This is a genomic window from Bradyrhizobium sp. U87765 SZCCT0048 (assembly GCF_018131225.1).
In the GTDB taxonomy this organism is placed as follows: domain Bacteria; phylum Pseudomonadota; class Alphaproteobacteria; order Rhizobiales; family Xanthobacteraceae; genus Bradyrhizobium_A.
This window is the reverse complement of sequence record NZ_JAFCMM010000001.1, coordinates 2,343,958-2,367,841: the sequence shown is the minus strand read 5'-3', so window position 1 is coordinate 2,367,841 and position 23,884 is coordinate 2,343,958. Positions and strand designations below refer to the sequence as shown.

The 23,884-nt window shown below is 65.5% G+C and carries 21 protein-coding genes; 10 read left to right on the top strand and 11 right to left on the bottom strand.

Annotation, left to right across the window (positions count from 1 at the left end; genetic code table 11):
* The first annotated feature begins 224 nt into the window (after positions 1 to 224).
* Positions 225 to 923: a pirin family protein gene (locus JQ639_RS10455; protein ID WP_211966040.1), complete on the top strand. Its 699-nt coding sequence runs from the start codon at positions 225 to 227 to the stop codon at positions 921 to 923.
* A 40-nt stretch (positions 924 to 963) separates the two neighbouring features.
* Here JQ639_RS10455 and JQ639_RS10450 read toward each other — a convergent pair whose 3' ends face one another.
* Positions 964 to 1,881 (bottom strand): LysR family transcriptional regulator, encoded by a 918-nt coding sequence (locus JQ639_RS10450; RefSeq protein ID WP_211966039.1) that lies wholly within the window; start codon positions 1,879 to 1,881, stop codon positions 964 to 966.
* A 255-nt stretch (positions 1,882 to 2,136) separates the two neighbouring features.
* Here JQ639_RS10450 and JQ639_RS10445 point away from each other — a divergent pair, with 255 nt between their 5' ends.
* The 3 genes from JQ639_RS10445 (at position 2,137) to JQ639_RS10435 (ending at position 7,503) form a co-directional block, all read left to right on the top strand.
* A complete protein-coding gene (locus tag JQ639_RS10445) occupies positions 2,137 to 2,976 on the top strand; it encodes an alpha/beta hydrolase (protein ID WP_211966038.1) in 840 nt (279 codons plus the stop codon).
* An 18-nt stretch (positions 2,977 to 2,994) separates the two neighbouring features.
* Positions 2,995 to 4,218 (top strand): efflux RND transporter periplasmic adaptor subunit, encoded by a 1,224-nt coding sequence (locus JQ639_RS10440; RefSeq protein WP_211966037.1) that lies wholly within the window; start codon positions 2,995 to 2,997, stop codon positions 4,216 to 4,218.
* A 72-nt stretch (positions 4,219 to 4,290) separates the two neighbouring features.
* On the top strand, positions 4,291 to 7,503 hold the full coding sequence (locus JQ639_RS10435) for an efflux RND transporter permease subunit (protein WP_211966036.1): 3,213 nt from the start codon (positions 4,291 to 4,293) through the stop codon (positions 7,501 to 7,503).
* A 248-nt stretch (positions 7,504 to 7,751) separates the two neighbouring features.
* Here JQ639_RS10435 and gudD read toward each other — a convergent pair whose 3' ends face one another.
* The 5 genes from gudD to JQ639_RS10410 form a co-directional block, all read right to left on the bottom strand.
* The gene (gudD, locus tag JQ639_RS10430; protein ID WP_211966035.1) at positions 7,752 to 9,101 is read right to left on the bottom strand and encodes a glucarate dehydratase; all 1,350 of its coding nucleotides are present in this window, start codon (positions 9,099 to 9,101) and stop codon (positions 7,752 to 7,754) included.
* Between the two features lie 14 nt (positions 9,102 to 9,115).
* Positions 9,116 to 10,033 carry a 5-dehydro-4-deoxyglucarate dehydratase gene (kdgD, locus tag JQ639_RS10425; RefSeq protein WP_211966034.1) on the bottom strand — a complete coding sequence of 306 codons (918 nt, stop codon included), beginning with the start codon at positions 10,031 to 10,033 and terminating at the stop codon, positions 9,116 to 9,118.
* A gap of 34 nt (positions 10,034 to 10,067) precedes the next feature.
* Entirely contained in the window at positions 10,068 to 11,357 is a 1,290-nt protein-coding gene (locus tag JQ639_RS10420; RefSeq protein ID WP_211966033.1) for a TRAP transporter large permease, read from the bottom strand.
* Positions 11,358 to 11,373: 16 nt separating this feature from the next.
* Positions 11,374 to 11,889 carry a TRAP transporter small permease gene (locus JQ639_RS10415; RefSeq protein WP_211966032.1) on the bottom strand — a complete coding sequence of 172 codons (516 nt, stop codon included), beginning with the start codon at positions 11,887 to 11,889 and terminating at the stop codon, positions 11,374 to 11,376.
* Between the two features lie 84 nt (positions 11,890 to 11,973).
* A complete protein-coding gene (locus JQ639_RS10410; RefSeq protein WP_211966031.1) occupies positions 11,974 to 12,975 on the bottom strand; it encodes a TRAP transporter substrate-binding protein in 1,002 nt (333 codons plus the stop codon).
* A gap of 135 nt (positions 12,976 to 13,110) precedes the next feature.
* Between JQ639_RS10410 and JQ639_RS10405 the strand changes: the two genes are divergently transcribed.
* The 5 genes from JQ639_RS10405 (at position 13,111) to glsA (ending at position 18,715) form a co-directional block, all read left to right on the top strand.
* On the top strand, positions 13,111 to 13,899 hold the full coding sequence (locus JQ639_RS10405) for a FadR/GntR family transcriptional regulator (protein WP_211966030.1): 789 nt from the start codon (positions 13,111 to 13,113) through the stop codon (positions 13,897 to 13,899).
* 45 nt (positions 13,900 to 13,944) lie between these two features.
* A complete protein-coding gene (locus JQ639_RS10400; protein WP_211966029.1) occupies positions 13,945 to 14,754 on the top strand; it encodes an NAD-dependent epimerase/dehydratase family protein in 810 nt (269 codons plus the stop codon).
* Between the two features lie 20 nt (positions 14,755 to 14,774).
* Positions 14,775 to 15,875 (top strand): mandelate racemase/muconate lactonizing enzyme family protein, encoded by a 1,101-nt coding sequence (locus JQ639_RS10395; protein ID WP_211966028.1) that lies wholly within the window; start codon positions 14,775 to 14,777, stop codon positions 15,873 to 15,875.
* Positions 15,876 to 15,906: 31 nt separating this feature from the next.
* Positions 15,907 to 16,746 carry an amidohydrolase family protein gene (locus tag JQ639_RS10390; RefSeq protein WP_211966027.1) on the top strand — a complete coding sequence of 280 codons (840 nt, stop codon included), beginning with the start codon at positions 15,907 to 15,909 and terminating at the stop codon, positions 16,744 to 16,746.
* 124 nt (positions 16,747 to 16,870) lie between these two features.
* Positions 16,871 to 18,715 carry a glutaminase A gene (gene glsA, locus JQ639_RS10385; protein ID WP_211966026.1) on the top strand — a complete coding sequence of 615 codons (1,845 nt, stop codon included), beginning with the start codon at positions 16,871 to 16,873 and terminating at the stop codon, positions 18,713 to 18,715.
* Between the two features lie 77 nt (positions 18,716 to 18,792).
* Here the strand turns inward: glsA and JQ639_RS10380 are convergent, their stop codons facing one another.
* The gene (locus tag JQ639_RS10380) at positions 18,793 to 19,008 is read right to left on the bottom strand and encodes a CsbD family protein (RefSeq protein WP_211966025.1); all 216 of its coding nucleotides are present in this window, start codon (positions 19,006 to 19,008) and stop codon (positions 18,793 to 18,795) included.
* A gap of 154 nt (positions 19,009 to 19,162) precedes the next feature.
* Here JQ639_RS10380 and JQ639_RS10375 point away from each other — a divergent pair, with 154 nt between their 5' ends.
* Positions 19,163 to 19,696 (top strand): cupin domain-containing protein, encoded by a 534-nt coding sequence (locus JQ639_RS10375; protein ID WP_211966558.1) that lies wholly within the window; start codon positions 19,163 to 19,165, stop codon positions 19,694 to 19,696.
* Between the two features lie 141 nt (positions 19,697 to 19,837).
* Here JQ639_RS10375 and puuE read toward each other — a convergent pair whose 3' ends face one another.
* From puuE to JQ639_RS10355, 4 genes are all read right to left on the bottom strand, one after another.
* Entirely contained in the window at positions 19,838 to 20,788 is a 951-nt protein-coding gene (gene puuE / locus JQ639_RS10370) for an allantoinase PuuE (protein ID WP_211966024.1), read from the bottom strand.
* 5 nt (positions 20,789 to 20,793) lie between these two features.
* Complete coding sequence (locus JQ639_RS10365) at positions 20,794 to 21,591, bottom strand: hypothetical protein (RefSeq protein WP_211966023.1); 798 nt, start codon at positions 21,589 to 21,591, stop codon at positions 20,794 to 20,796.
* Positions 21,588 to 22,760: an amidohydrolase gene (locus tag JQ639_RS10360; RefSeq protein WP_249123046.1), complete on the bottom strand. Its 1,173-nt coding sequence runs from the start codon at positions 22,758 to 22,760 to the stop codon at positions 21,588 to 21,590. The genes JQ639_RS10365 and JQ639_RS10360 overlap by 4 nt, the downstream gene beginning before the upstream one ends.
* An 87-nt stretch (positions 22,761 to 22,847) precedes the next feature.
* Positions 22,848 to 23,861, bottom strand: a complete 1,014-nt coding sequence (locus JQ639_RS10355; protein WP_211966021.1) for an asparaginase — start codon at positions 23,859 to 23,861, stop codon at positions 22,848 to 22,850.
* Positions 23,862 to 23,884: the final 23 nt, after the last annotated feature.

The following is a 23,884-nucleotide window of genomic DNA, read 5'->3' as shown; positions in this document are numbered from 1 at the left end:
GCTGCACTCGCAAAGCAAAGGGCGCGCTGCGGCAAGTGAAGCGCAGCGCTGGCCGAGAAACGACCTGAAATATGGGCCCACTCCGCAAGGGCAGAAAAGGGAAACAATAAGTTTCGCCCGTTTCTATTTCATCGACGGCGTGCTGCATCTACATCGATGACCGACAACGACGTGATCGTGGCCATGCGGCGGAGTGATCACGCCGATGATATGGAGCGATACCAATGATCGAACGCAAACCCTTCGGTGCGCTTGGCGGCGGCGACCACGGCTGGCTCAAGGCGAAGCACCATTTTTCCTTCGGCGATCACTATGACCCGGCCAATCTCGGCATCGGTTCGCTGCGGGTCTGGAACGACGACGAGATTGCGCCAAACTCCGGCTTTCCGCCGCATCCCCACGCTAACATGGAAATCATCACCTATGTCCGTGAAGGGGCCATTACCCATCGCGACAGTCTCGGCAACACCGGACGCACCGAAGCCGGGGACGTCCAGGTGATGAGCGCGGGATCGGGCATCCGCCATGCCGAGTACAACCTCGAACCGGCGACGACCAAGATCTTCCAGATCTGGATCGTTCCGTTGGAACAGGGAGGGCAACCCGCCTGGGGTGCCAAGCCGTTTCCGAAGGCCGACCGTTCCGGGCGCTTCGTGACCCTTGCGAGCGGGTTTGCGGACGACGACGAGGCGCTGCCGATCCGCTCTCAGGCCCGCGTGCTCGGCGCCACCCTCAAGGCCGGCGAGACCGCGACCTATGCGATCGGGACGCAGCGCCACGGCTATCTCGTGCCGTCGTCGGGCGCGGTCGAGGTCAACGGCGTGCGCATCGAAGCGCGCGACGGTGCCGCCATCCGTCAGGAGGACGTGGTGAAGATCACGGCGCTGTCGGACGCGGAGATCGTGCTGGTCGACGCTGCCTGACATCCCGGTGAGGTTCGTTCGCGCAAGCCGCGGGCGGACATCATGCCCGGATCTGCAGCAACTCGTGGTGGGCGAACAGGTCGGCGATCCAGTCGACGAACACCCGCAGCTTGTTGCTGAGGTGCCGGTTCGGCGGATAGACGACATGGATATTGAGTGGCTCCGATGTCCAGTCCTTCAGGATGCGCACCAGCCGTCCTGCTTCGATGTGCTTGTGGAGCATGAACATCGGCGCCTGGATAATGCCGAGGCCCGCGGTCGCGGCCGTAATATAGGCGAGGCTGTCGTTGACCGCGATCCGGTGCGGTCCGGCAGTTTCGAAGGTCTCGCCGTTGGCCGTGAAGTCGAGCGGCGACATCCGCCCGGAACGCGGATGGAAGTAGTTGACGACATGATGGCCCGTCTTGAGCTCCGCGGGATGCCGCGGCTCGCCATGGCGCGCGATGTAGGACGGTGCGGCGCAGGTTGCGAAGGTGATCTCCGAGATGCGCCGGGCGATCAGCGACTGGTCGCTCAGCGTGCCGCCACGGATCACGCAGTCGACGTTCTCGCCGATCAGATCGACCGGGCGGTCGGTGACGCCGAGGTCGATCTGGATGTCGGGATAACGGGCGTAGAAGTCCGGCAGGGCGGGGATGATCACGAGGACGGCGAGCGAGGAGCCGACGTCGACCCGCAGGCGTCCCTTGGCGTGGGCCTGGGACAGCGCCATGCTGCCGTCGAGCTCGTCGAGTTCGCCGAGCAGGCGGACGACGCGCTCATAGTAGGCGGCGCCGTCGGGGGTCACCGTGACCCGCCGGGTGGTGCGGTTGAGCAGCTTGGTGCTGACATGGGTCTCCAGGCCCTGGATCAGCTTGGTGATGGTGGGTTTTGGGATGCGCATGGATTCCGCGGCCTGGCGAAAGGTGCCGGCCTCGACAACCCGGACGAAGGCGCGCATGGCGGCGAGCTGATCCATCAATAAGCCTTTCGAAGGGTGCCACGGCGCGGATGTGCTGCTGCGAGTGACCCCTGCGACATCTGGTTTCTTTTTTGTGCAGCGCAAGGAAATTTTGTTCCGGCTCATCCCGGTGAGCCAGTGATTATTCATATGTAGAAACAATGAAATCACAAGATGCGCACTTATTCGCAGAATGAGGCTCATTAGCTCTGGTCGACCTCCGCATCGATTCCGCGCCGCAATGGCTGCGGGTGCGAAGGGGGCACGCCGACGATGACCACCCAGTGCAAGGACACCGCAATCGAGACGGGAACGGGCGATCTGCCTGTTCGCGTCTATCGTGATTCCGCGCTCCCGCGGTCGGCGCCGCTGGTCTTTCATCTCCATGGGGGCGCTTTCTGCAGCGGGACGCTGCAGACCTGCGACATCGTCCCGGAGCTGCTGGCCGAAGCCGGCGCGGTGGTGGTGTCGGCCGACTATCCGCTGGCGCCCGGGCATCGGTTTCCGGATGCGCTGCGCGCGCTGTTCGGCGGCCTGCGGACGCTGCGGCGGACACGAGCCCACTGGGCCGGCCGGCTGTCGCGGCTGCTCGTGGCCGGCGAGGAGGCGGGCGGCAATCTCGCTGCGTCGCTGGCACTGATGGCGCGCGACCAGCGCGGACCCGAGCTCGCCGGGCAGATCCTGCTGTCGCCAATGCTCGATCCGTGTCTCGGCACAACCTCCATCCGCAGCGCGGATGTCGGCCCGGCCGGCTGCAAGTGGTCGGACGGCTGGCAGAATTATCTGGGGTCGCCGGACAAGGCAGCCCATCCCTATGCAGCGCCGTCGCAGTCGAGCCGCCTCGTCGGCCTGCCGTCGACCCTAATGGTGACCGCCCAGGACGACCCGATGCGCGACGAAAGCCTGAGCTATGCCGGCCGGTTGCGCAAATCGGGTGTTGCTGTGCGCGAGCACGTGCTGTCTGCGCCCACAGCGTGGCCGGGGTCGCTGTGTGGCGATGTTGCCGCGCCACGCGACTGGACCGCCGATCTGCGCGGCCAATTCAAGCAATTCTTTGCGGACATCGCGGCGACGCCGCGCCGGTCCGCGTCTCATCAACTCGTTGAAGTCTGAACTGCAGGGGTGCAAGTCATGTCGTTTTTCTCCCATTTCCGCGCCGTCGCCTTGGGGACCGTGTTCGCCGGCGCGCTGATCGGCGCAGGAGTGCTGTTCGTACTGCAGAACAGCCCTGCGAAGGCCAACAATCCCGGAGCAGCCCCGGTGCCAGCCGTGCCCGTCTCCGTCGCGACCGTCGAGCAGCGCGCCGCGCCGACCTGGGACGAGTTCTCCGGCCGCCTCGAGGCGGTCGAGCGGGTCGAGGTCCGTCCGCGCGTCGCCGGCGTAATCGAGGCCGTGCACTTCCGTGAGGGCGCGCTCGTCAAGCAGGGCGATCTTCTCTTCAGCATCGATCCGGCGCCCTACGCGGCGGAGGTCGAGCGCAACAAGGCTCAGGTGCTCGCCATTCAGGCGCGCATCGCGATGACCAGGAACGACCTCGAGCGCGGCCAGCAACTGTGGGATTCCCGCACGATTTCCCAGCGGGATCTCGATCAGCGTCTCAATGCCCAGCGCGAGGCGGAAGCGAATCTGCGGGCGGCGGAAGCCGCGCTGACCTCCGCCCAGCTCAACCTCGACTACACCAGCGTCAAGGCGCCGGTCGCGGGCCGTGTCGGCAAGATCGAAGTCACGGTCGGCAACCTCGTCGCGGCGGGCCCCGGCTCGCCAGTGCTGACCTCGCTGGTGTCGATCAATCCGATCTACGCAAGCTTCAATGCCGACGAGCGGGCGGTGATGCGGGCGCTGAAGTCGCAGCCCGCCGGCGCCAATGGTCTCGTGGCGCTGGACCGCATTCCGGTGCAGATGGGGACCGTGCTCAGCGACGGCACGCCGTTCGCCGGACACTTGCAACTCATCGACAACCAGGTCGATGCCCGCAGCGGCACCGTGCGGGTGCGGGCCGTGTTCGACAACGCCGATGGCAAGCTGATGCCGGGGCAGTTCGCCCGCGTCCGCATGGGCCACGCCGAATCGCAACAGGCGCTGGTGATCAGCGAGCGGGCGATCGGCACCGACCAGGACAAGAAGTTCGTCATGGTCGTCGGGCCGGATAACAGGGCGAATTACCGCGAGGTCAAGCTGGGCGAAACGTCGGAAGGCCTGCGCATGGTCGCTGGCGGGCTGAAGGCCGGCGAGCGCATCGTGGTCAACGGACTGCAGCGCGTGAAGCCGGGCAGCGTCGTCGAGCCGACCCAGGTATCCATGGATGGATCGGGTGAGCGCTCTGCGGACGCCGCGGCGGGGGTGTCGGCGCGATAAGCGCGCCGGCACTCAATTCAAAAAAGTCGAGCCTGAGATCACGAACCGCAGCACGGCTGCGTGGGGCGAGCCATGAATATTTCCCGATTTTTCATCGACCGGCCGATTTTTGCCGGCGTGTTGTCCATCCTCATCTTCCTTGCCGGCCTGCTGTCGCTGCGGGTGATGCCGATTTCCGAATATCCGGAAGTCGCGCCGCCATCGGTCGTGGTGCGGGCGCAGTATCCCGGCGCCAATCCCAAGGTCATCGCCGAAACGGTGTCGACGCCGATCGAGGAGCAGATCAACGGTGTCGAGGGCATGCTCTACATGAGCAGCCAGGCCACGACCGATGGCCTGATGACCCTGACGGTGACCTTCAAGCTCGGCACCGATCCGGACAAGGCGCAACAACTCGTGCAGAACCGCGTCTCGCAGGCAGAGCCCCGATTGCCGGAGGATGTCCGTCGCCTCGGCATCACCACCATCAAGAGCGCGCCGGATCTGACGATGGTGGTTCATCTGCTGTCGCCGAACGACCGCTACGACATGACGTACTTGCGCAATTACGCCGTGCTGAACGTCAAGGATCGTCTTGCGCGCATCAACGGCGTCGGCCAGGTGCAGCTGTTCGGCTCCGGCGACTATTCCATGCGTATCTGGCTCGATCCGCAGAAGGTCGCCGAGCACGGCCTCTCGGCCAGCGACGTGGTGCGCGAGATCCGCGCCCAGAACGTCCAGGCGGCGGCTGGTGTGGTCGGCGCATCGCCGGGCCTGCCAAGCATCGATTTCCAGTTGCCTGTGAACGCGCAAGGTCGCCTGCAGACCGAGCAGGAGTTCGGTGACATCATCGTCAAGGGCGGCGCCAACGGTGAGGTCACGCGGCTGCGCGACATCGCCCGGATCGAGCTCGGCGCCTCGGAATATGCGCTGCGCTCGCTGCTCGACAACAAGTCGGCGGTCGCGATCCCGATCTTCCAGGCGCCCGGCTCGAACGCCATCCAGATCTCGGACGAGGTCCGCAAGACCATGGCCGAGCTCCAGAAGAACATGCCGGAAGGGGTCGACTACAAGATCGTCTACGATCCGACGCAGTTCGTGCGGGCGTCGATCGAGGCGGTGATCCACACCCTGCTCGAGGCCGTTGCGCTGGTCGTGCTGGTGGTGATCATGTTCCTGCAGACCTGGCGTGCCTCGATCATCCCGCTGCTGGCCGTGCCGGTGTCGATCATCGGCACCTTCGCGGTGATGTACCTCTTCGGCTTCTCAATCAACGCGCTCAGCCTGTTCGGCCTCGTTCTGGCGATCGGCATCGTCGTCGACGACGCCATCGTCGTGGTCGAGAACGTCGAGCGCAACATCGAGGAGGGACTGTCGCCGCGCGAGGCGACCTACCGCGCGATGCGCGAAGTGTCGGGGCCGATCATCGCGATCGCGCTGGTGCTGGTGGCGGTGTTCGTGCCGCTGGCGTTCATCACCGGCCTGACCGGGCAGTTCTACCGCCAGTTCGCGCTGACCATCGCGATCTCGACGGTGATCTCGGCGATCAACTCGCTGACGCTGTCGCCTGCGCTCGCGGCCCAGTTGCTCAAGGGCCATGATGAACCCAAGGACGTGCTGACGCGGCTGATGGACCGTTCCCTCGGCTGGTTCTTCCGCGGCTTCAACGCCGCCTTTGGCTGGCTCGGCAACGCCTACAGCGGTGGCGTCAAGGGCGTGATCTCGCGCAAGGCGGTGATGATGGGCGTCTACCTCGCCCTCGTCGGCGTCACCTGGGGGCTGTTCAAGTCGGTGCCCGGCGGCTTCGTGCCGGGCCAGGACAAGCAGTATCTGGTCGGATTCGCCCAGTTGCCGGATGGCGCGACGCTCGACCGCACTGAGGACGTGATCCGCCGCATGAGCGAGATCGCGCTCAAGGAGCCGGGCGTGGAAAGCGCGATCGCATTCCCGGGCCTGTCGATCAACGGCTTCACCAACTCCTCGAACGCCGGCATCGTGTTCGTGTCGTTGAAGCCGTTTGACGAGCGGCGCAGCCCGGCCCTGAGCGGCGGCGGGATCGCCAAGAGCCTGAACGGTAAGTTCGCCACCATCCAGGAGGCGTTCATCGCCATGTTCCCGCCGCCGCCGGTCCAGGGCCTCGGCACCATCGGCGGCTTCAAGCTGCAGATCGAGGACCGGGCAGGTCTCGGCTACGAGGCGCTCAACGACGCCACCAAGTCGTTTCTCGCCAAGGCGGCGCAGGCGCCGGAGATCGCGGGGCTGTTCTCCAGCTACCAGATCAACACGCCACAGCTGTACGCCGACATCGACCGTACCCGCGCGCGGCAGCTCGGCGTGCCAGTGACGGACGTGTTCGACACCCTGCAGATCTACCTTGGCTCGCTCTACGTGAACGACTTCAACAAGTTCGGGCGAACCTACACGGTGCGCGTGCAGGCCGACGCCAAGTTCCGCTCGCGTGCCGATGATATTGGCGAGCTCAAGGTTCGCTCGGCGTCCGGCGACATGATCCCGCTCGCGACGCTGCTGCGGGTGAAGTCCAGTGCCGGTCCTGAACGCGCCATGCGCTACAACGGCTTCCTCACCGCCGATATCAACGGCGGCGCCGCGCAGGGCTATTCGTCCGGCGAGGCGCAGGCGGCGATCCAGCGCATCGCCGACGAGACCCTGCCCAAGGGCGTCGGCTTTGAGTGGACCGAGCTGACCTACCAGGAGGTGCTGGCGGGCAACTCGGCGGTCATCGTGTTCCCGCTGGCGCTGCTGCTGGTGTTCCTGGTGCTGGCGGCGCAGTACGAAAGCCTGACGCTGCCGCTCTCCATCATCATGATCGTGCCGATGGGACTAATGGCGGCGATGTTCGGTGTCTGGGTATCCGACGGCGACAACAACGTCTTCACCCAGATCGGCCTCATCGTGCTGGTCGGCCTGTCGGCGAAGAACGCGATCCTGATCGTCGAGTTCGCCCGCGAGCTCGAGTTCGCCGGGCGCACGCCGGTGGCTGCCGCCATCGAGGCGAGCCGCATGCGGCTGCGGCCCATCCTGATGACGTCGATGGCGTTTATCATGGGTGTAGTGCCGCTGGTGACGTCGACCGGCGCCGGCGCCGAGATGCGCCATGCGATGGGCGTTGCGGTGTTCTCGGGCATGATCGGCGTCACCGCGTTCGGCATCTTCCTGACGCCGGTGTTCTATGTGCTGCTGCGCCGCGCCACCGGCAACAAGCCGCTCAAGCTTCATGGCGAGATCCCGCACGGCTCGGAGCTCGGCAGCACGCCCCACAACCCGATCGGCCAGGCCGCAGAGTAGCGTATTTGCTGCAGGTCGATCCGATGACGGCCCGTGCCCCCTCACGGGCCGTCATTGTTTTGGGGGCAACGTGTGCGGCGGCTATCGCCCGGCGATGCATGATGCGTTCCTCCTCATGGTGAGGAGGCGCGCCAGCGCCGTCTCGAACCATGAGGCCAGCGCACGGGCTCTCATCCTTCGAGACGCGGGCGAAGCCCGCTCCTCAGGATGAGGAGAGAGCTTCGCTGAAAGTGCCTCAGATTGCTGCGCTACCGCACCATGCACGGCCGCTTGTTGTCGAAGCGCCAGCCAGGGATGAGGAACTGCATGGCGATGGCGTCGTCGCGGGCGCCGAGGCCATGCTGCTTGTAGAGTTCATGCGCTGCTTCGACCTGCGCCATGTCGATCTCAATGCCGAGGCCGGGCCGCTCGGGCACCGCGACCTCGCCGCCGACGATGCGCAGGGGCTCCCTGGTCAGCCGCTGGCCATCCTGCCAGATCCAGTGGGTGTCGATGGCAGTGATCTGACCGGGCGCGGCGGCGGCGGCATGGGTGAACATCGCCAGCGACACGTCGAAGTGGTTGTTGGAGTGCGAGCCCCAGGTCAGGCCATGGTCGCGGCAGGTCTGTGCGACGCGCACCGCGCCCTGCATGGTCCAGAAATGCGGATCGGCGAGCGGGATGTCGACTGACTGCAGCGCCAACGCGTGGGTCATCTGCCGCCAGTCGGTGGCGATCATGTTGGTGGCGGTGGGCAGGCCCGTGGCGCGGCGGAATTCGGCCATGATTTCGCGGCCGGAAAAGCCGGCCTCTGCGCCGCAGGGATCTTCGGCATAGGCGAGCGTACCATGCATGCCCTTGCACAGCCGGATCGCTTCCGCCAGCGACCACGCGCCGTTGGGATCGAGCGTGATCCGGGCCCGGGGAAAAGCCTTCGCCAACGCCTGGATTGCGACGATCTCTTCCTCGCCGGCGAACACGCCGCCCTTGAGCTTGAAGTCCTGAAAGCCATAGCGCGCATACGCGGCCTCGGCGAGGCGGACGACCGCGTCGGGCGTGACGGCTTCCTCGTGGCGCAGCCGCCCCCAGTCGTCGGCCGCGCCGGGCTCCTCGCGATAGGGCAGGTTGGTCTTGCGGCGGTCGCCGACATAGAACAGGTAGCCGAGCATGGCGACCTTGTCGCGCTGCTGGCCTTCGCCGAGCAGCGCTGCAACCGGCACGCCGAGGTGCTGGCCGAGCAGGTCGAGCAGGGCGGCTTCCACCGCGGTGACCGCGTGGATGGCGATCCGCAGGTCGAAGGTCTGCAGCCCGCGGCCGCCGGCATCGCGGTCGGCGAAGCGCTGGCGCATCGTGTTGAGCACGGCGTTGAAACGCCCGATCGGCTGGCCGACGACGATGTCGCGTGCGTCCTCGAGTGTCTGGCGGATCGTTTCGCCGCCGGGCACCTCGCCGACGCCGCTGTGTCCGGCGCTGTCGGTCAGGATCACGAGGTTGCGGGTGAAGAACGGCGCATGGGCGCCGCTCAGGTTCAGCAGCATGCCGTCGTGCCCGGCGACGGGGATGACCTTCATGTCGCGGACGATGGGCGATCCGGTGACGATGGTGGCTGGTGTGGTCATGGCGGCGTTCCGGTTCAACTGGGCAGGCGTTCGACCAGTGCGGTTAACTCGGCCATCTCGCTGGCGTCGAGGTCGGTGAGTGGCGGGCGCACCGGCCCGGAATTACGGCCGATCACCCGCATGCCTGCCTTGATGATCGAGACAGCATAACCCTTCTTGCGGTTGCGGATCGCGACCAACGGCAGGATGAAGTCGCGCAGGCCCGCCTGGATGGTCGCCCGATCGTTGCGGCGCACCGCGGCATAGAAGCGGGTCGCGAAGCCGGGCACGAAGTTAAACACGGCTGACGAGTAGGTCGTCACGCCCATGTCGAGATAGGGCAGCGCAAAGGTCTCCGCAGTCGGCAGCCCGCCGATATAAGTCAGGCGGTCGCCAAGCTTGATCTGGACGCGGGTCATCAGCTCGATATCGCCGATGCCGTCCTTGTAACCGACGAGATTCGGGCAGCGCTCGCACAGCTGTGCCAGCGTGTGCTCATTCACGATCGCGTTGTCGCGATTGTAGACGATGACGCCGAGTTTCGTTGCGGCGCACACTGCCGCGATGTGGGCCGCGAGGCCGTCCTGCTCGGCGTGCGTGAGGTAGGGCGGCAGCAGCAGGATGCCGTCGGCGCCGGCACGCTCGGCAGCAGCCGCCATCTCCGTGGCAATCGCCGTGCCGTAGCCTGCTCCGGCGAGCACCGGCACGCGGCCGCGCGTTTCGTCGACCGCGACCGTGACGACGCGCGCGACTTCCGCCGGCGTCAGCGAGAAGAACTCGCCGGTGCCGCCGGCGGCGAACAGGCCGGCGACTTCATGGCTGCACAGCCAGTCCATGTTGGCACGGTACTGTGCTTCATCGAACGAATGATCCGCGCGGAACGGAGTCACGGGAAAGGACAGCAGTCCGTCGCCGATCCGGTGGGCCATTTCGTTCGGGGTCATCTTGCTCATGCGCGGATCGTCCTTGTCGTCATCGCGATTGTCGTCACTTCAGCACCATTCGCGGTAGCCACAGCGACAGCTCCGGCAGGTAGGTCACCAGCATCAGCACCGCGAACATCACACCGTAAAATGGCCAGATCTTGCGCATCACCTGCTCGATACTGACTTTGCCCACCGCGCAGCCGACGAACAGGATCGAGCCGACCGGTGGGTGGCAAAGGCCGATGCCGAGGTTGAGCATCATGATCATGCCGAAGTGTACGGGGTCGACGCCGAAGTTCACCATCACCGGCAGCAGGATCGGGGTTGCGATCAGGATCGACGGCGCCATGTCGACCAGCGTTCCCAGCACCAGCAGCAGGATGTTGATCAGGAACAGAATGACGTACTTGTTGCTGGAGATCGACAGGAAGAACGCCGTGATCTTCGCCGGCATCTGGTTGAGGGCCATGACGTAGCCGACGCTGGAGGCGCAGGCGATCAGGGTCATCACCATGGCCACCGTGCGCAGCGTCCGGTGCAGCAGCACCGGAAGATCCTTCCAGCAATAGTCGCGGTAGATGAACATCGTGACGAAGAACGCCCACAGACAGGCGACGGCGCCGGCCTCGATGGCGGTGAACACGCCGCCGAGGATACCGCCGAGAATGATCACCAGCGTGATCAGGCCCCACGCCGCGTCGACCGTTACCCTGAAGGCGTCCTTGATCTCGACGACCTCACCCCGCGGATGGTTGTCGCGATAGGCGATCACCAGGCAGAGGATAATCAGCGAGAAGCCGAGCAGCAGGCCAGGGAACACGCCGGCCATGAACAGCGCCGAGATCGAGATGGTGCCACCGGTGGCCAGTGAGTAGAGCACGGCGTTATGGCTCGGCGGTACCAGCAGGGCCTGCACCGAGGAGGTGATGGTGAGGTTGGTGGCGAACACCCGGGGATAGCCGGTCTTCTCCATCTGCGGGATCATCACCGAACCGATCGCCGAGGTGTCGGCGACCGCGGAGCCGGAGATGCCGCTGAGGAAGGTGGTGGCGACCACGTTGACGATGGACAAGCCGCCGCGCAGCCGGGTGTAGCCGACGAGCACGTTGGCGAAGGCGACGAGACGCTTGGCCATGCCGCCTTCCGCCATGATGGCGCCGGCCAGCACGAAGAACGGAATGGTCAGCATTGCGACCTTGCTGACGCCGTCGGAGATCTTGAGCATGACGGCTTCGAGCGGGATGCCGAGCGAGATCGCGCCGACGATCGCCGCAGTGGCGAGCGCGTAGGCGATCGGCATGCCGATCAGGAAGCAGAAGATCATGGTGGCGAGGAGAACGAAGATATCCATGACGGCAAATGTCCTGTCAGTGCGCCGAAACGTGACCGTCATCATGCGCGACGGGATCCGGCGGCGTGCCGATCAGCAGGCGCTCGATGATGAACAGCAGCAGGCAGGCGCCGCCGATCGGGATTGGCAGGTAAGTGACGCCCACGGACAGCGTGGGGAAATCGGGAATGGTGTTGTGCCACGTCACCTCGACGAGGCGGGCGCCCCACACCGTCATGAACACCGCGATGCCGGCCATCAGCAGCTGCACGAGCAGATCGGCGAGCACGCGCAGCCGGGGCGGCAGCATGTCGGCGAAGAACGACAGGTTCATGTGGACGTGAAAGCGGTAACCCGCCGCGGCACCGATAAATGTCAGCACGATGGTCAGCAGCACGGCAGTGGCTTCGGGCCATGAAGCCGCGCTGTTGAGCACGTAGCGGGTGAACACCGCCCAGGGGATCACCGCTGAGATCATCACCATCGCGGTGCAGCCGACCAGCACGCATGCGTAGTAGAGGCAGTCCATCGCCCGTCGAAACAGGTGGGCCATCATGCATCTCCCTGCCGCGCCGGGCAGCTGCCCGGCCGGCTTCGGAATCGGGATCGGTGGTGGAGCGGGCGGCGCCCGCCCGGACTATTCGGCCTGGATGCGCTTGATCATCTCGGCGTATTTCGGACCGTACTTGTCCCACACCGGCTTGACCGCGTCCTGGAACGGCTTCTTGTCGGTGATCTCGATGATCTGACAGCCGGCGGCCTTGGCCTTGTCCATCGCCTGCTGCTCGTACTTGTTCCAGAGCACGCGTTCCTCGGCCTGGGCCTCGCGCGCGAATTTCCTGATCAGGTCCTGGTCGTCCTTCGACAGCGAGGTCCAGACCCGCTTGGAGAACACCAGCATCTCCGGCACGATCAGGTGCTCGGTGAGGGTGTAATACCTGGCGACCGTGTAGTGGTTGTCGAACACGTAGCTCGGCGGGTTGTTTTCCGCGCCATCGATCACACCAGTCTGCAGCGAGTTGAACACCTGGTCGTAGCCCATCGCGACACCGTTGCCGCCGAGGGCGTTGGCCATGTCCACGAACATCGGGTTGCCGATGACGCGGAACTTGAGGCCGTGCATGTCGGCGAGCGTCTTGATCGGGTGCTTGGTATTGTAGAAGCTGCGCGCGCCTGCATCCATCCAGCACAGGCCGACGAGGTTGGCGTTGGCGTTGTTGGTGACCTTGTCGAGCAACTCCTGCCCGATAGCGCCGTCGAGAACCTTCTGCATGTGCGCGGTGTTGCGGCACAGGAACGGAATGTTGAGCACGTTGAGGTCGTCGACCACGGGGCCGAGCGCGCCGACGCTGACACGCACCATCTGGATGGCGCCGAGCTGGGTCTGCTCGATGGTTTCCTTCTCGCCGCCGAGCGTCATCGACGCGAACATCTGCACGGACAGGCGGCCGTTGGTGGCGGCTTCCAGCTTCTTGCCGAGGGCTTCGGTCGCGGCCACCGTCGGATAGCCGGCCGGATGCACGTCGGACGCCTTGAAGGCCATCTTGCTCTGGGCATGTGAGGACGTGAGGCCCGAACCGATGCCGAGGCTGGCGGCGCCAAGGCCTGCACCAAGTTTGATGAAATCGCGGCGTTTCATGGCTTGTTCTCTCCCTTGCGTTGGCGTGCGGTCATGGTCTGACCTGTTCTGTGCGCGTGGCCGTCACGTCGGAGATTGCGCGGGGCGCGCAACGCTGTTGCCCGTGACGTCGGCCTATGTTATCCAACTTGTACGATGACCAGACAAGAACCGTCAAGCCCTCCGTCCTCGACCTCCGCTACGCGCGGCGCCGATACGCTGCTGCGGCCGGTGCAGCCGACGCGCAGCCTCAGTGCCGAGGTTTGCAACCGCCTTGCCGAGGAGATCACCTCCGGCAAGCTCAAGGGCGGCGAGAAGCTGCCGTCCGAGCAGGAGATGATGACGGCGATGGGCGTCAGCCGCACCGTCATTCGCGAGGCGGTTGCTGCGCTGCGCGCGCGCGGTCTGGTGGTGACGCGGCAAGGCGCGGGGGCGTTCGTCAATCCCGACCCCAGCCGCCAGCCCTACGTGATCGATCCCGATGGCCTGGGATCCCTGACCGGGGTGATCGAGGTGCTGGAACTGCGCATGGCGGTGGAGGCGGAAGCCGCTGCGATCGCCAGCGAGCGCGCGACCGCACAGCAGCTCGAGGACATCCGTGCCGCTCATGACGAGCTCGGGCGTGTGATCGCCCGCGGCGACCGCGGCATCCACGAAGACCTTGCCTTTCATCGCGCCATCGCCGTGGCGACGCAGAACAACCGCTTTGTCGAGTTCCTGGAATATCTCGGCCGGCTGATCATTCCGCGCCAGAGCATTCGCTCGTTCGAGGGCGAGCCGGACGACATGCGCAGCTATCTGCGGCGTATCGAGGCCGAGCACGAAGCGATCATCAATGCCATCGAGGCGCGGTCCCCGAAAAAGGCGCGGGATGCCATGCGCAAGCACCTCTTGAATTCGCGCGAGCGGTATCGTCAGCTCGCCTCGGCGAACGAGACGGGCTGACGGCGAGACCCATCATTTCCGGATCAGTCACAAGAGGAAACACCCATGCGTATTCTGTTGACCGGCGCGGCCGGCGGGGTCGGGGCGCGCCTGCGCAAACTGCTGCCGGCGATCTATCCGGATCTCGTGCTCAGCGACCTCAAGCATCCCGACGACCTGTCCGCGAGCGAGACATTCATCGCCGCCGACCTTGCCGATCTCGATCAGGTGAAAAAGGCCGTCGAAGGGATCGACGGCATCATCCATCTCGGCGGGTTTTCGGTCGAGGGGCCATGGGAGACCATCCTCAACGCCAACATCATTGGCACCTACAACCTGTTCGAGGCCGCGCGTCTTGCGGGCGTCAAACGCGTGGTGTTCGCGTCGTCGAACCATGTGATGGGTTTCCATCCGCGCAGCGAGACCATCGACACCGAGGCCATCATCAAGCCTGACACCCGCTATGGCGTCAGCAAGGCGTTCGGTGAGGCGCTCGGTGCGCTGTATGCCTATAAGCACGGCATCGGCGTGCTGTCGATCCGTATCGGCAATGTCGGCGAGGAGCCGCTCGACGAGCGCCGGCTCGCGATCTGGCTGAAGACCGAGGATCTCGTGTCGCTGATCCGCATCGGCCTCGAGCGCGAGGGGCTGGTCTATGAAGTCGTCTACGGCATGTCCGACAACAAGCGGGCTTGGTGGGACAACAGCCGCGCCGTCGCGCTCGGCTACAAGCCGACGGGGCGTTCCGAGGACTATGCCGCCGCCATTCTCGCGGCTGCTGGTCCGAAGACCGATCCTGTCGGCGATGCCTTCCAGGGCGGCCCGTTCTGCACTGGCGAATTCACCGGCGATCTGACGAAGATCACCAGCGCCTGAACGGGCGGACGGGGGCGGCCATGCAGCATGCGCCATTCACCATTGCCCGGCTGGATGCCTATGCACTGCGCATCCCGTTCGGCGACTTCATCAGCGGTCCGCGCGCCACGCCGCAGGGCTGGCGCGATTTCGACATGGTGCTGGTGCGGGCCGAGAGCAGCGACGGCGTCGTCGGCTGGGGCGAATGTTTCGCCTACAGCTGCCTGCGGCCGGTGTGGACGGCGGTGCAGGACATGGTGTTCCCGCTGGTGCAGGGCCGGCAGGTCACCAACATCGCCGATCTCAACGCCGAACTGCAGTTCAAGCTGCATATTTTCGGTCGCTACGGCATCGGTATCTTCGCCATCTCCGGCCTCGACATGGCGCTGTGGGACCTTGCCGCGCGCCAGCAGGGCAAGTCGCTGGCCGACCTGATTGGCGGCCGGCGGCGCGACCGGGTGCCGGCCTATGCCAGCCTGGTGCGTTACGGCGAGGGGCGGCTTGCGCGCGAGATTGCGAGCCGCGCCGTCGCCGAGGGGTATCGCGAGGTCAAGCTGCACGAGATTGCCCATGACCCGATCGCGGCCGCACGTGACGCGGTCGGCCCCGACGTCAAGCTGATGACCGATGTCAACTGCAGCTGGAGCGTGTCGGAGGCCGAGGCCATCCTGCCGCGGCTCAAGGCGCTCGATCTCCACTGGGTCGAGGAGCCGATTTTTCCGCCGGAGGACTTTGCCGCGATCGCCCGCCTGCAGCGCTTTGGCGTGCCGCTCTCGGCGGGCGAGAACGCCTGCACCGCGATCGAGTTCGCGCGGCTGACCGAGGCCGTGACCTATCCGCAGCCGAGCGTCACCAAGGTCGGCGGCGTCACCGAATTCCTGAAGGTGGTGGCGCTGGTGCGTGCGGCGGGCAAGACGCCGATGCCACATTCGCCGTATTTCGGGCCGGGCTATGCGGCGACGCTGCAGCTTGCGGCGCTGCAGGACGATCCCGGCTTGTTCGAGTTCCTCTACGTGACGCCGGAGGCCTGGCTCGATCCGGCGATCGCGCTGCCGCGTGGCGGGCTGCTCGACGTGCCGTCGGGGCCGGGCCTCGGATTTACGCCCGATCCGGCGATTCTTCGCCGCTTCCAGCTTCATTGAACCTGCACCTCGCTTCTCCCGGGAGACTCCCATGCAACGCCCTCTGACCGGACGTCCGCCCAAGCTCCAGTCCAAGGGGCTGTGCGACACCCACATCCATATCTACGACAGCCGCTATCCGACGCTGCCGGGGACGCCGTCGCCGGCGGACGCGAGTGTCTCGGACTACAAGCAATTGATGTCGTGGCTCGGCATCGAGCGCGTCGTCGTGGTGCAGCCCAACGCCTATGGCGACGACAACCGCTGTACCATGGAGGCGGTGAAGCAGATCGGTCCGGCGGCGCGCGCCGTCGTCGTGGTCAAGCCCGGCGTGAGTGACGACGAGATGGCGCGGCTGACCCGCGAGGGCGCCCGCGGCATCCGCTTCATGTCCCTGCTCGGCGGCACGTTGTCGTGGCCCCAGATGGACGAGATGGGGCGCCGCGCCCACGAGCACGGCTGGCATGCGCTGGTGCAACTCAACGGCCGCGACCTGCCGCAATACGAGGCGCAGATCTGCCGCCTGCCGGGCCGTTTCATCATCGATCACATCGGCAAGTTCATCGATCCGGTGACGCCCGACCATGACAGCTTCAAGGCGCTGCTGCGGCTGCTCGATACCGGCCGCTGCTATGTCAAGCTGGCGGCTGCCTATGAGTTTTCCAGAACCGGCGCGCCGCATTTCGAAGATGTCGCCGCACTCGCCCGCGCGCTGATTCGTCATGCACCGGAACGCATGATCTGGGCCAGCAACTGGCCGCATGCCCAGGCGCACATCGTCGGCTATCCCGACGACGTCAACAACCTCGACCTGCTGCTCGACTGGGCGCCGGATGCGGCGGTGCGCGAGCGTATCCTGGTGACGACGCCAGCGGAGCTCTACGGCTTCTAAAGTGAAACCTGCGCCGGTGCGCCGGTCACGGGAATGCCAATTGACCGTGGCAACGACACCGTGACAGCTTGGCGCCAGCCTCCTCGCGGAGGCTGGTCACCAGGCGACAGGAGGATCCCGAGCCATGACGACGCAAGCCCCGCTCGGCGATCCGCCAGCCGTGCGCCCGCCGCTGCAGCAATTCCTGCGCGACAGCCACGCTCGCCTGGCCGGCGATCAGAGTGGGGAGGTCACCTGCTACATTCCGGAGCTGTCCAAGGCCGATCCCGATCATTTTGGCGTCAGTCTCGCCACCATCGATGGCCATCTCTATGAGGTGGGCGACACCGCTGTGCCGTTCACGATCCAGTCGATCTCCAAGGCCTTCGTGTTCGCGCTGGCGCTCGACAGCCTTGGGCCGGCATCCGTCGAATCGGTGATCGGCGTCGAGCCGAGCGGCGACGCTTTCAATTCGATTCGTCTCAACGCCGACAACAAGCCGTTCAACGCCATGGTCAATGCCGGGGCGATCACCTGCTCCGGGCTGATCGCGGCGGCGAAAGGCGCGGACGCTTTCGCGTTTATCCGGCGGGGGCTCGAACGTTTCGCGGGGCGCGAACTCGGTGTCGACGAGGCGGTCTACGCCTCGGAGCGTGCCACGGGCGACCGCAACCGTGCCATCGGCTATCTGCTGCGCAATGCCGCGGTGATCGGTGGCGACGTCGGCGCCGTACTCGATGTCTATTTCCGGCAGTGCTCCATGCTGGTCACCGCGCGGGATCTCGCTGTGATGGCCGCGACGCTGGCCAACCGCGGCCTCAACCCGTTCACGGGCGAGCAGGTGGTCGCCCCCTACGCGGTGGCGCGCACGCTGTCAGTGATGACGACGGCAGGCATGTACGACTATGCCGGCGCATGGATCTATCGTGTCGGGATCCCCGCCAAGAGCGGGGTCGGCGGCGGCATTCTCGCCGCGCTGCCCTCGCAGTTCGGCTTCGGCAGCTTCTCGCCACGCCTCGATGCGCATGGCAACAGCGTGCGCGGCATTGCGATGTGCGAGCTGCTGTCGACCCATTTCGACCTGCACATGCTCAACCGCAACGGCAACTCGCGCACCAGCGTGATGGCCGATTACGACATCGGCCGCGGCGCGTCGCGCCGCAGCCGGCCGGCGGCGCAGCGCCGCATTCTTGAATCTCATCCCGATGCAGTCCGCATCATCGAGCTGGTCGGTTCGCTCTCATTCGTCACCGTGGACTACATTTCGCGCCAGATGATCGGCAAGGGCCTGCCGCAGATCCTGATCGTCGATTTCCGGCGCGTTGCCGATGTCTCCAGCGCGGCGGCGCGGCTGCTGGCCGACGGCCTGCGCGAGCTGGAGAGCCGGCGCGTCACCACGGTGCTGTCGGGCCTGGGGCAGGAGTCGCTGACCTGGGACGCCATCAGCCGCTGGACGGACGGAATGACCAGCGTGCGGACGTTTGCCGAGCTCGACCAGGCGATCGAGTGGGCGGAGGATCAGATCGTCCATCGTTATGGCGGCCGTATCGCGCAAGCGGGGTCGGTGCCGCTGCCGGAGCAGGCGCTGCTGACCGATGTTTCTTCTGACGGCATTGCCGCTCTGACCGAACTCGGTGGCGAGCGCCATTTCCAGCCCGGCGATGTGCTGATGCGCGCAGGCGAGCCCGGCACGTCGCTGTTTCTGCTCCTGAGCGGCGAAGTCAGCGTGCGGCTGCCGAGCGGGGTGCGTCTGGCGGTCCTCACCGGCGGCATGGTGGTCGGCGAGATGGCGCTGCTGGGTGACCGGCGCGCCGCCGATGTCGTTGCCGATAGCGCAGTAGCCTCGATCGAAATTCCGATCGAGGCGTTTCAGCACTTCACCGAGCGCTATCCTGCGGTCGGACGGCAGATCATGCACAACCTCGCGGCTCTCCTTGCCGGTCGGTTGCGTATCGCGAACACCAAGGTCGATCTGCTCAGCGCCAAATAGCTGAAGGCACGCACGGCGGGACCGGCCCGAAGGCCGGCCCCGTCGCATGTGGTGAGCAGGATCAAACGCTGCCGCGGTCAGAGCTTGCGGTTGGCAAAGTCGGCCGCCTTGTTGGCTGCATCCTTGGCCGCCGCCTTGGCGTCGCCGAGCGCCTTCTGGGCATGGCCCTTCGCTTCCTGAATCGCGCCTTCGGCCTGCAGCTTCGGCGAGTCGATCGCCTCGCCGATATGTTGCTTGGCCTTGCCGGCGGCTTCGTTGGCGATGCCCTTGGCCTTGTCCATCGTGCTTCCCATCGTTGATCTCCATGCTGGAATGAATTGGTGCCTTCTCAACCGTCCCGTTGACGAATGGTTCCTGTTCTGTTGACGTGTTTGCGGCGGAACCCGTGTTCCCGTGTCACGCGCCGCCGTCGACCATGTGAAGCAGACCAACGGAACAGGGCAGGCCATGAGCGGTTCGCACGATCACCCCCACTCTCATGATCATCACCATGACCACGGTGATCATGGCCATGGCGATCATGACCGCTGGAAGCATGACGGGGTGCGGGTGATTCCGGGGAATCAGCTCGATTCCAATGTGCCGTCGACGGCTGGAATGGACCGCAAAGCGGCCATCAATTTTGCCCGGGTCGGTGCGCAGAAGCTGTGGGCCGGAACGGTGACAATTCACCCCGACGCCAAGACCGGCGCGCACCATCATGGCCATCTCGAGAGCGTCATCTACGTCGTGCGGGGCAAGGCGCGCATGCGCTGGGGCGAGCAGCTGCAGTTCACGGCGGAGGCCGGCCCGGGGGACTTCATCTTCGTGCCGCCCTATGTGCCGCATCAGGAGATCAATGCTAGCCCCGACGAGGTTCTGGAGTGCGTGCTGGTGCGCAGCGATGGTGAGGCGGTCGCGATCAATCTCGACATCGAGCCGGTGGAGAAGCCGGAAACCGTACTGTGGGTCGATCCGATCCATCCGGCGCCGAAGGCCTGACAGGACACGCTGTCAGCGGGCGGGATCGACGCTCTCACGAACGCTGGTGTCCTGGTCCATCAGGATCAGCGGGTAGGCGGTCAGCACGTCCAGGGTGATCCCACGCTGGTGCGTCAGCGGAGGCCCGGTCGGACGCCGGCTTCAGCCCGTCACGCCCTCGCGAGCATGATGCGCGTGCCAGTGTCTTGCGATGTCGGCGCGGGTTGTGATCCATACGCGCGGCCTTTCCGCGACATGATCGAGAAATCGCGCAAGCGCCGCGGTTCGGCCTGGGCGCCCCGCAATTCGGCAATGCAGTCCGACCGACATCATTTTCGGCTGCCCCTTCCGCCCTTCGTCATACAGGACATCGAATGTGTCCCTCAGATAGGACAGAAACTGGTCTCCCGCATTGAAGCCTTGCGGGGAGACGAAGCGCATGTCGTTCGTGTCGAGGCTGTAGGGAACGATCAGGTGGCGTCTGTCGCGGCGATGCACCCAGTACGGCAGGTCATCGCAGTAGGAATCCGACGAGTAGAGAAGGTCGCCATGATCCATCACGATATCGAGGGTCTGCTCGGAGAGACGACCCGTGTACCATCCGAGCGGGCGTGATCCGGTGGTCTGTTCGTGAAGATCGAGCGCGGCGCGAACATGCGCTTCTTCCTCGGCGGGGTCGAAATCCTTGTAGTCGATCCAGCGCAGGCCGTGCGAAGCGATGTCCCATCCGGCGTCGACCATCGCCTTCACCGCGGTCGGGTTCGCCGCCAAGGCCGTCGCCACGCCGAACACCGTCAGCGGCATGCCGCGTTCCACCATCAATCGCCGAAGTCGCCAGAAGCCGGCCCGCGAGCCGTATTCGTAGAGAGACTCGATATTGAGGTTGCGCTTCCCGACGTACGGCGCGATTCCGACGAGTTCGGACAGATAGGATTCCGACGTCGCATCACCATACAGTGGCGAATTTTCGCCGCCCTCTTCGTAGTTGAGCACGATCTGAAGGGCGAGATAGGCGTCGCCCGGCCATTGCGGATCGGGCGGCGTGTCGCCGTATCCGATCATGTCGCGATGAGCGCCTATCGGCGCCGAAGTTCTCTCCGAAGTCTTCGGCATCGGCGTCAATTCCGCAGCTTCGGAGCACTGCCCGTGAAATCGATCCACGGGTTGGTTCCCAGAATGTCGGCGCCGGCAACGCTGCGGTCATCGTAACGCATGCGAAAATTCTTCGGCCCGATGGCATAGGCCACGGTCAGTCCGTCGGGTGCATTGAGAAATGCGGCGTGCGGGACGAGGCCGGCGTAGCTGACACGCACGGCCTTTCCGCCGGGCCGCAGAGGCCCGACGGTCAGCTTCACGGGGTCGCCGTTCGGCAGCCGGAAGAACCAGATCCAGGGACCGCCGGATACGATGGTCATCAGCTCGTCGAGCCCGAAACCGTCATCCGACGTATTGACGTGGAATTTGCCGTATTTGGCCTGGGCGACGGGCTTCACGTCGGCCGGAATGGCCTTCATGTCGAACAGCTTCGGATATGGCGTATCGCCGACGTCGGATGTCGTCAGGTAGCCGCCGCGATGAGCTTCCTGCTTGCGGCCGGCTTGCGCAATCGCCTGCAGCAGCTGTCCGCGGTGCAGGGCGAACAAAGCCATGACGTGCTGGCCTTCGTCTTCGGTCAGTTGGCGCGTCCTGGAGGCCGCGATGTAAGGCGCCGCGTCCGCCGGAATCGGCGCCAAGCTGATGTGCGTGCCGATCGGGGCCAGAACCTTGTTGATCGCGTCGATGCCCACCGTCGCCGGCCTGCCGTCGAGGTACGACAGTTTCACGAGCTCCTCCTCGTCGTTCGCCCGGGCGACCCCGGGCACGAGCGTGGACGCAATGAACACCATCGCAAATAGATGGGGCAGCGATTTCATCATGATGATGTCCTTTCGTTGGCGGCCGAAGCCGCTGTGGCAAGCTCCGCGAGGCGGCATAGAAAATCGATCCCGAAGGGAATGGCCGCGTCGGCGAAATCGAAGGTCGGTGAGTGAAGCGGGGAGCTCGGTCCGTTGCCAATGAAGACAAAGGCACCAGGTCTCTCGGCCAGGAAATAAGCGAAGTCTTCGGATGCGAGAATTGGTCTCGTGGCGCGGTCGACTGCCTGATCTCCGACCAGGGCGCGGGCGGCGCCGACCGCCAGGGTTACCTTGTCGGCATTGTTGACGGTGACGGGATATTCACGCCGGTAGCTAACGCTGGCCTCGACACCAAACCCCTCCGCAACCTTCGGCACCATCCGGCGTAGCTCGCGTTCGATGCCTTGCCGGGCCGTCTCGTTGAGCGCGCGGACAGTGCCCCTGATCGTCGCTGTGGCCGGCATGACGTTTTCCCGCTCGCCGGCCTGGAAGCAGGTCAGTGACACCACCGCGGGTTCGATCGGGTCGAGCGTGCGGGACGTGATCCGCTGAACCGCCTGCACGATCGCGGCTCCCGCCAGAACCATGTCGTCCGCAAGGTGGGGCGCGCCGGCATGGCCGCCGCGGCCATTCAGCTCGATCGCGATGAGGTCGGAGGAGGCCATCAGGGCTCCCGGCCGCGTCGCGAAATGGCCGATGGGCAGCGCCGGCATCGCATGGAGGCCGTACATCTCCGTGATTCCGAAACGGGCAAGTACGCCATCGTCGATCATCGCCTTGGCTCCGGCACCGCCTTCCTCGGCCGGCTGGAAGACGAGTGCGATCGTGCCGGAAAAAGCGCGCGTCGTCGCGAGGCGTCGCGCTGCGCCGAGCAGCATCGCCGTGTGGCCGTCGTGGCCGCACGCATGCATCCGTCCGGGCGTGCGGGAGGCATAGGGCAGGGCCGTTTGCTCATCGATCGGCAGCGCATCCATGTCCGCGCGCAGGCCCACGACACGGCTGGATGGGGTGCGTCCATGGATCAGTGCGACGATGCCGCAGCGTCCGATCCCCGTTTCGAGAACGTCGACGCCAGCCTCCGCAAGGCGTTTGGCGACGAAGCGCGTCGTGACCGGCAGATCATAGAGAATTTCGGGATGGGCATGAAGATGGCGGCGCCAGCCGATGGCGCGTTCGATGTCGTCATTCATGGGGCGCGCCATCATGTTGCGCCGTCTTTTTCACGATGCTGCGTGCGAGCGAACTCCGCTCGATCCTGACCGACGGGGAGCTGAGCTTCACGACATCGCCTCCCGGCGGACAGGAGCGTTGGCGCGCGCACGGAATTCCGCCTCGATGCGGCTCCGATCGCTGGTGCACATCAGCACGAGGGCGATGAGCAGCCGGGCCTTGAGGCCGCAGAGATCGCCGGCGTGCAGCAGGCCCGCGGAGAGGAGGTCGATTTCGGAGCCAGGGTAGGCATAGGTGTGCCGGAGGACGGGGCCAGTCGAACAGCGGCTGGCGAGCACGACAGGCATCAGCGTGGCCAGCTCGCGAATTGCAGGCATCATCGCCGCGGCAACATGTCCGCCGCCGGCGCCCTCGATGACGAGGCCGCCATAGCCGAGATCGGGCAGGCACCGCAGCCATCGATCATCCTCACCCATGGCGAAGCGGAACAGGGCGACCGGTCGCTCTCGTGCGGGATCAACGGAGAGGAGCGCCGGCGAGCGCGCCGTGCGACCGTGAAACTGCACCTGACCCTCGACCACGGCGCCGACCGCTGCCCGGCCAACCGACTGAAAGGCCGACAGGCTGACCGTGTCGGTCTTGCGGACGAGCCTCGCGGCATGAACGTCTCCACAAAAGACCACGAGTGTCCCGCGTCCGCGGCTTTCATCGTCGACAGCCACACGCAGGGCGTCGGCAATGTTGGTCGGGCCGTCGGCCCCCGTGACATCGCCGCCTCTCATGGCCCCCGTCACCACCACGGGCTGGGCCTCGGGAATCAGGCAGTCGAGAATAAAGGCCGTTTCCTCCAGGGTGTCCGTGCCCTGGACGATGACAGCGCCGTCGCATCCCCTTGCGAACCGCTCGCGCAGCTCCCGCGCCAGATCGATGATCTGGGCAAGGCTTAAGGAGGCGCTGGGCAGCATTGCCGGCGACCACGTCTCGATGTCCGCCAGGGCTGCGATCTCAGGCGATTGACGCAGCAGATCGTCCGCGGAGAGTTTCGGCAGCAGGCCCGACGACGTTGTCCTGACCATGGTAATGGTCCCGCCGAGTGAAACCAGCAGGATGCGTTTTCTCATTGTCGTGGCCGTTCGTGCATGGC

Excerpts from the sequence above, each read along its gene's own strand:
- JQ639_RS10455 (WP_211966040.1), top strand. The coding sequence starts at position 225 with ATGATCGAACGCAAACCCTTCGGTGCGCTTGGCGGCGGCGACCACGGC.
- JQ639_RS10450 (WP_211966039.1), bottom strand. The coding sequence starts at position 1,881 with ATGGATCAGCTCGCCGCCATGCGCGCCTTCGTCCGGGTTGTCGAGGCC.
- JQ639_RS10445 (WP_211966038.1), top strand. The coding sequence starts at position 2,137 with ATGACCACCCAGTGCAAGGACACCGCAATCGAGACGGGAACGGGCGAT.
- JQ639_RS10440 (WP_211966037.1), top strand. The coding sequence starts at position 2,995 with ATGTCGTTTTTCTCCCATTTCCGCGCCGTCGCCTTGGGGACCGTGTTC.
- JQ639_RS10435 (WP_211966036.1), top strand. The coding sequence starts at position 4,291 with ATGAATATTTCCCGATTTTTCATCGACCGGCCGATTTTTGCCGGCGTG.
- gudD (WP_211966035.1), bottom strand. The coding sequence starts at position 9,101 with ATGACCACACCAGCCACCATCGTCACCGGATCGCCCATCGTCCGCGAC.
- kdgD (WP_211966034.1), bottom strand. The coding sequence starts at position 10,033 with ATGAGCAAGATGACCCCGAACGAAATGGCCCACCGGATCGGCGACGGA.
- JQ639_RS10420 (WP_211966033.1), bottom strand. The coding sequence starts at position 11,357 with ATGGATATCTTCGTTCTCCTCGCCACCATGATCTTCTGCTTCCTGATC.
- JQ639_RS10415 (WP_211966032.1), bottom strand. The coding sequence starts at position 11,889 with ATGGCCCACCTGTTTCGACGGGCGATGGACTGCCTCTACTACGCATGC.
- JQ639_RS10410 (WP_211966031.1), bottom strand. The coding sequence starts at position 12,975 with ATGAAACGCCGCGATTTCATCAAACTTGGTGCAGGCCTTGGCGCCGCC.
- JQ639_RS10405 (WP_211966030.1), top strand. The coding sequence starts at position 13,111 with ATGACCAGACAAGAACCGTCAAGCCCTCCGTCCTCGACCTCCGCTACG.
- JQ639_RS10400 (WP_211966029.1), top strand. The coding sequence starts at position 13,945 with ATGCGTATTCTGTTGACCGGCGCGGCCGGCGGGGTCGGGGCGCGCCTG.
- JQ639_RS10395 (WP_211966028.1), top strand. The coding sequence starts at position 14,775 with ATGCAGCATGCGCCATTCACCATTGCCCGGCTGGATGCCTATGCACTG.
- JQ639_RS10390 (WP_211966027.1), top strand. The coding sequence starts at position 15,907 with ATGCAACGCCCTCTGACCGGACGTCCGCCCAAGCTCCAGTCCAAGGGG.
- glsA (WP_211966026.1), top strand. The coding sequence starts at position 16,871 with ATGACGACGCAAGCCCCGCTCGGCGATCCGCCAGCCGTGCGCCCGCCG.
- JQ639_RS10380 (WP_211966025.1), bottom strand. The coding sequence starts at position 19,008 with ATGGGAAGCACGATGGACAAGGCCAAGGGCATCGCCAACGAAGCCGCC.
- JQ639_RS10375 (WP_211966558.1), top strand. The coding sequence starts at position 19,163 with ATGAGCGGTTCGCACGATCACCCCCACTCTCATGATCATCACCATGAC.
- puuE (WP_211966024.1), bottom strand. The coding sequence starts at position 20,788 with ATGCCGAAGACTTCGGAGAGAACTTCGGCGCCGATAGGCGCTCATCGC.
- JQ639_RS10365 (WP_211966023.1), bottom strand. The coding sequence starts at position 21,591 with ATGATGAAATCGCTGCCCCATCTATTTGCGATGGTGTTCATTGCGTCC.
- JQ639_RS10360 (WP_249123046.1), bottom strand. The coding sequence starts at position 22,760 with ATGAATGACGACATCGAACGCGCCATCGGCTGGCGCCGCCATCTTCAT.
- JQ639_RS10355 (WP_211966021.1), bottom strand. The coding sequence starts at position 23,861 with ATGAGAAAACGCATCCTGCTGGTTTCACTCGGCGGGACCATTACCATG.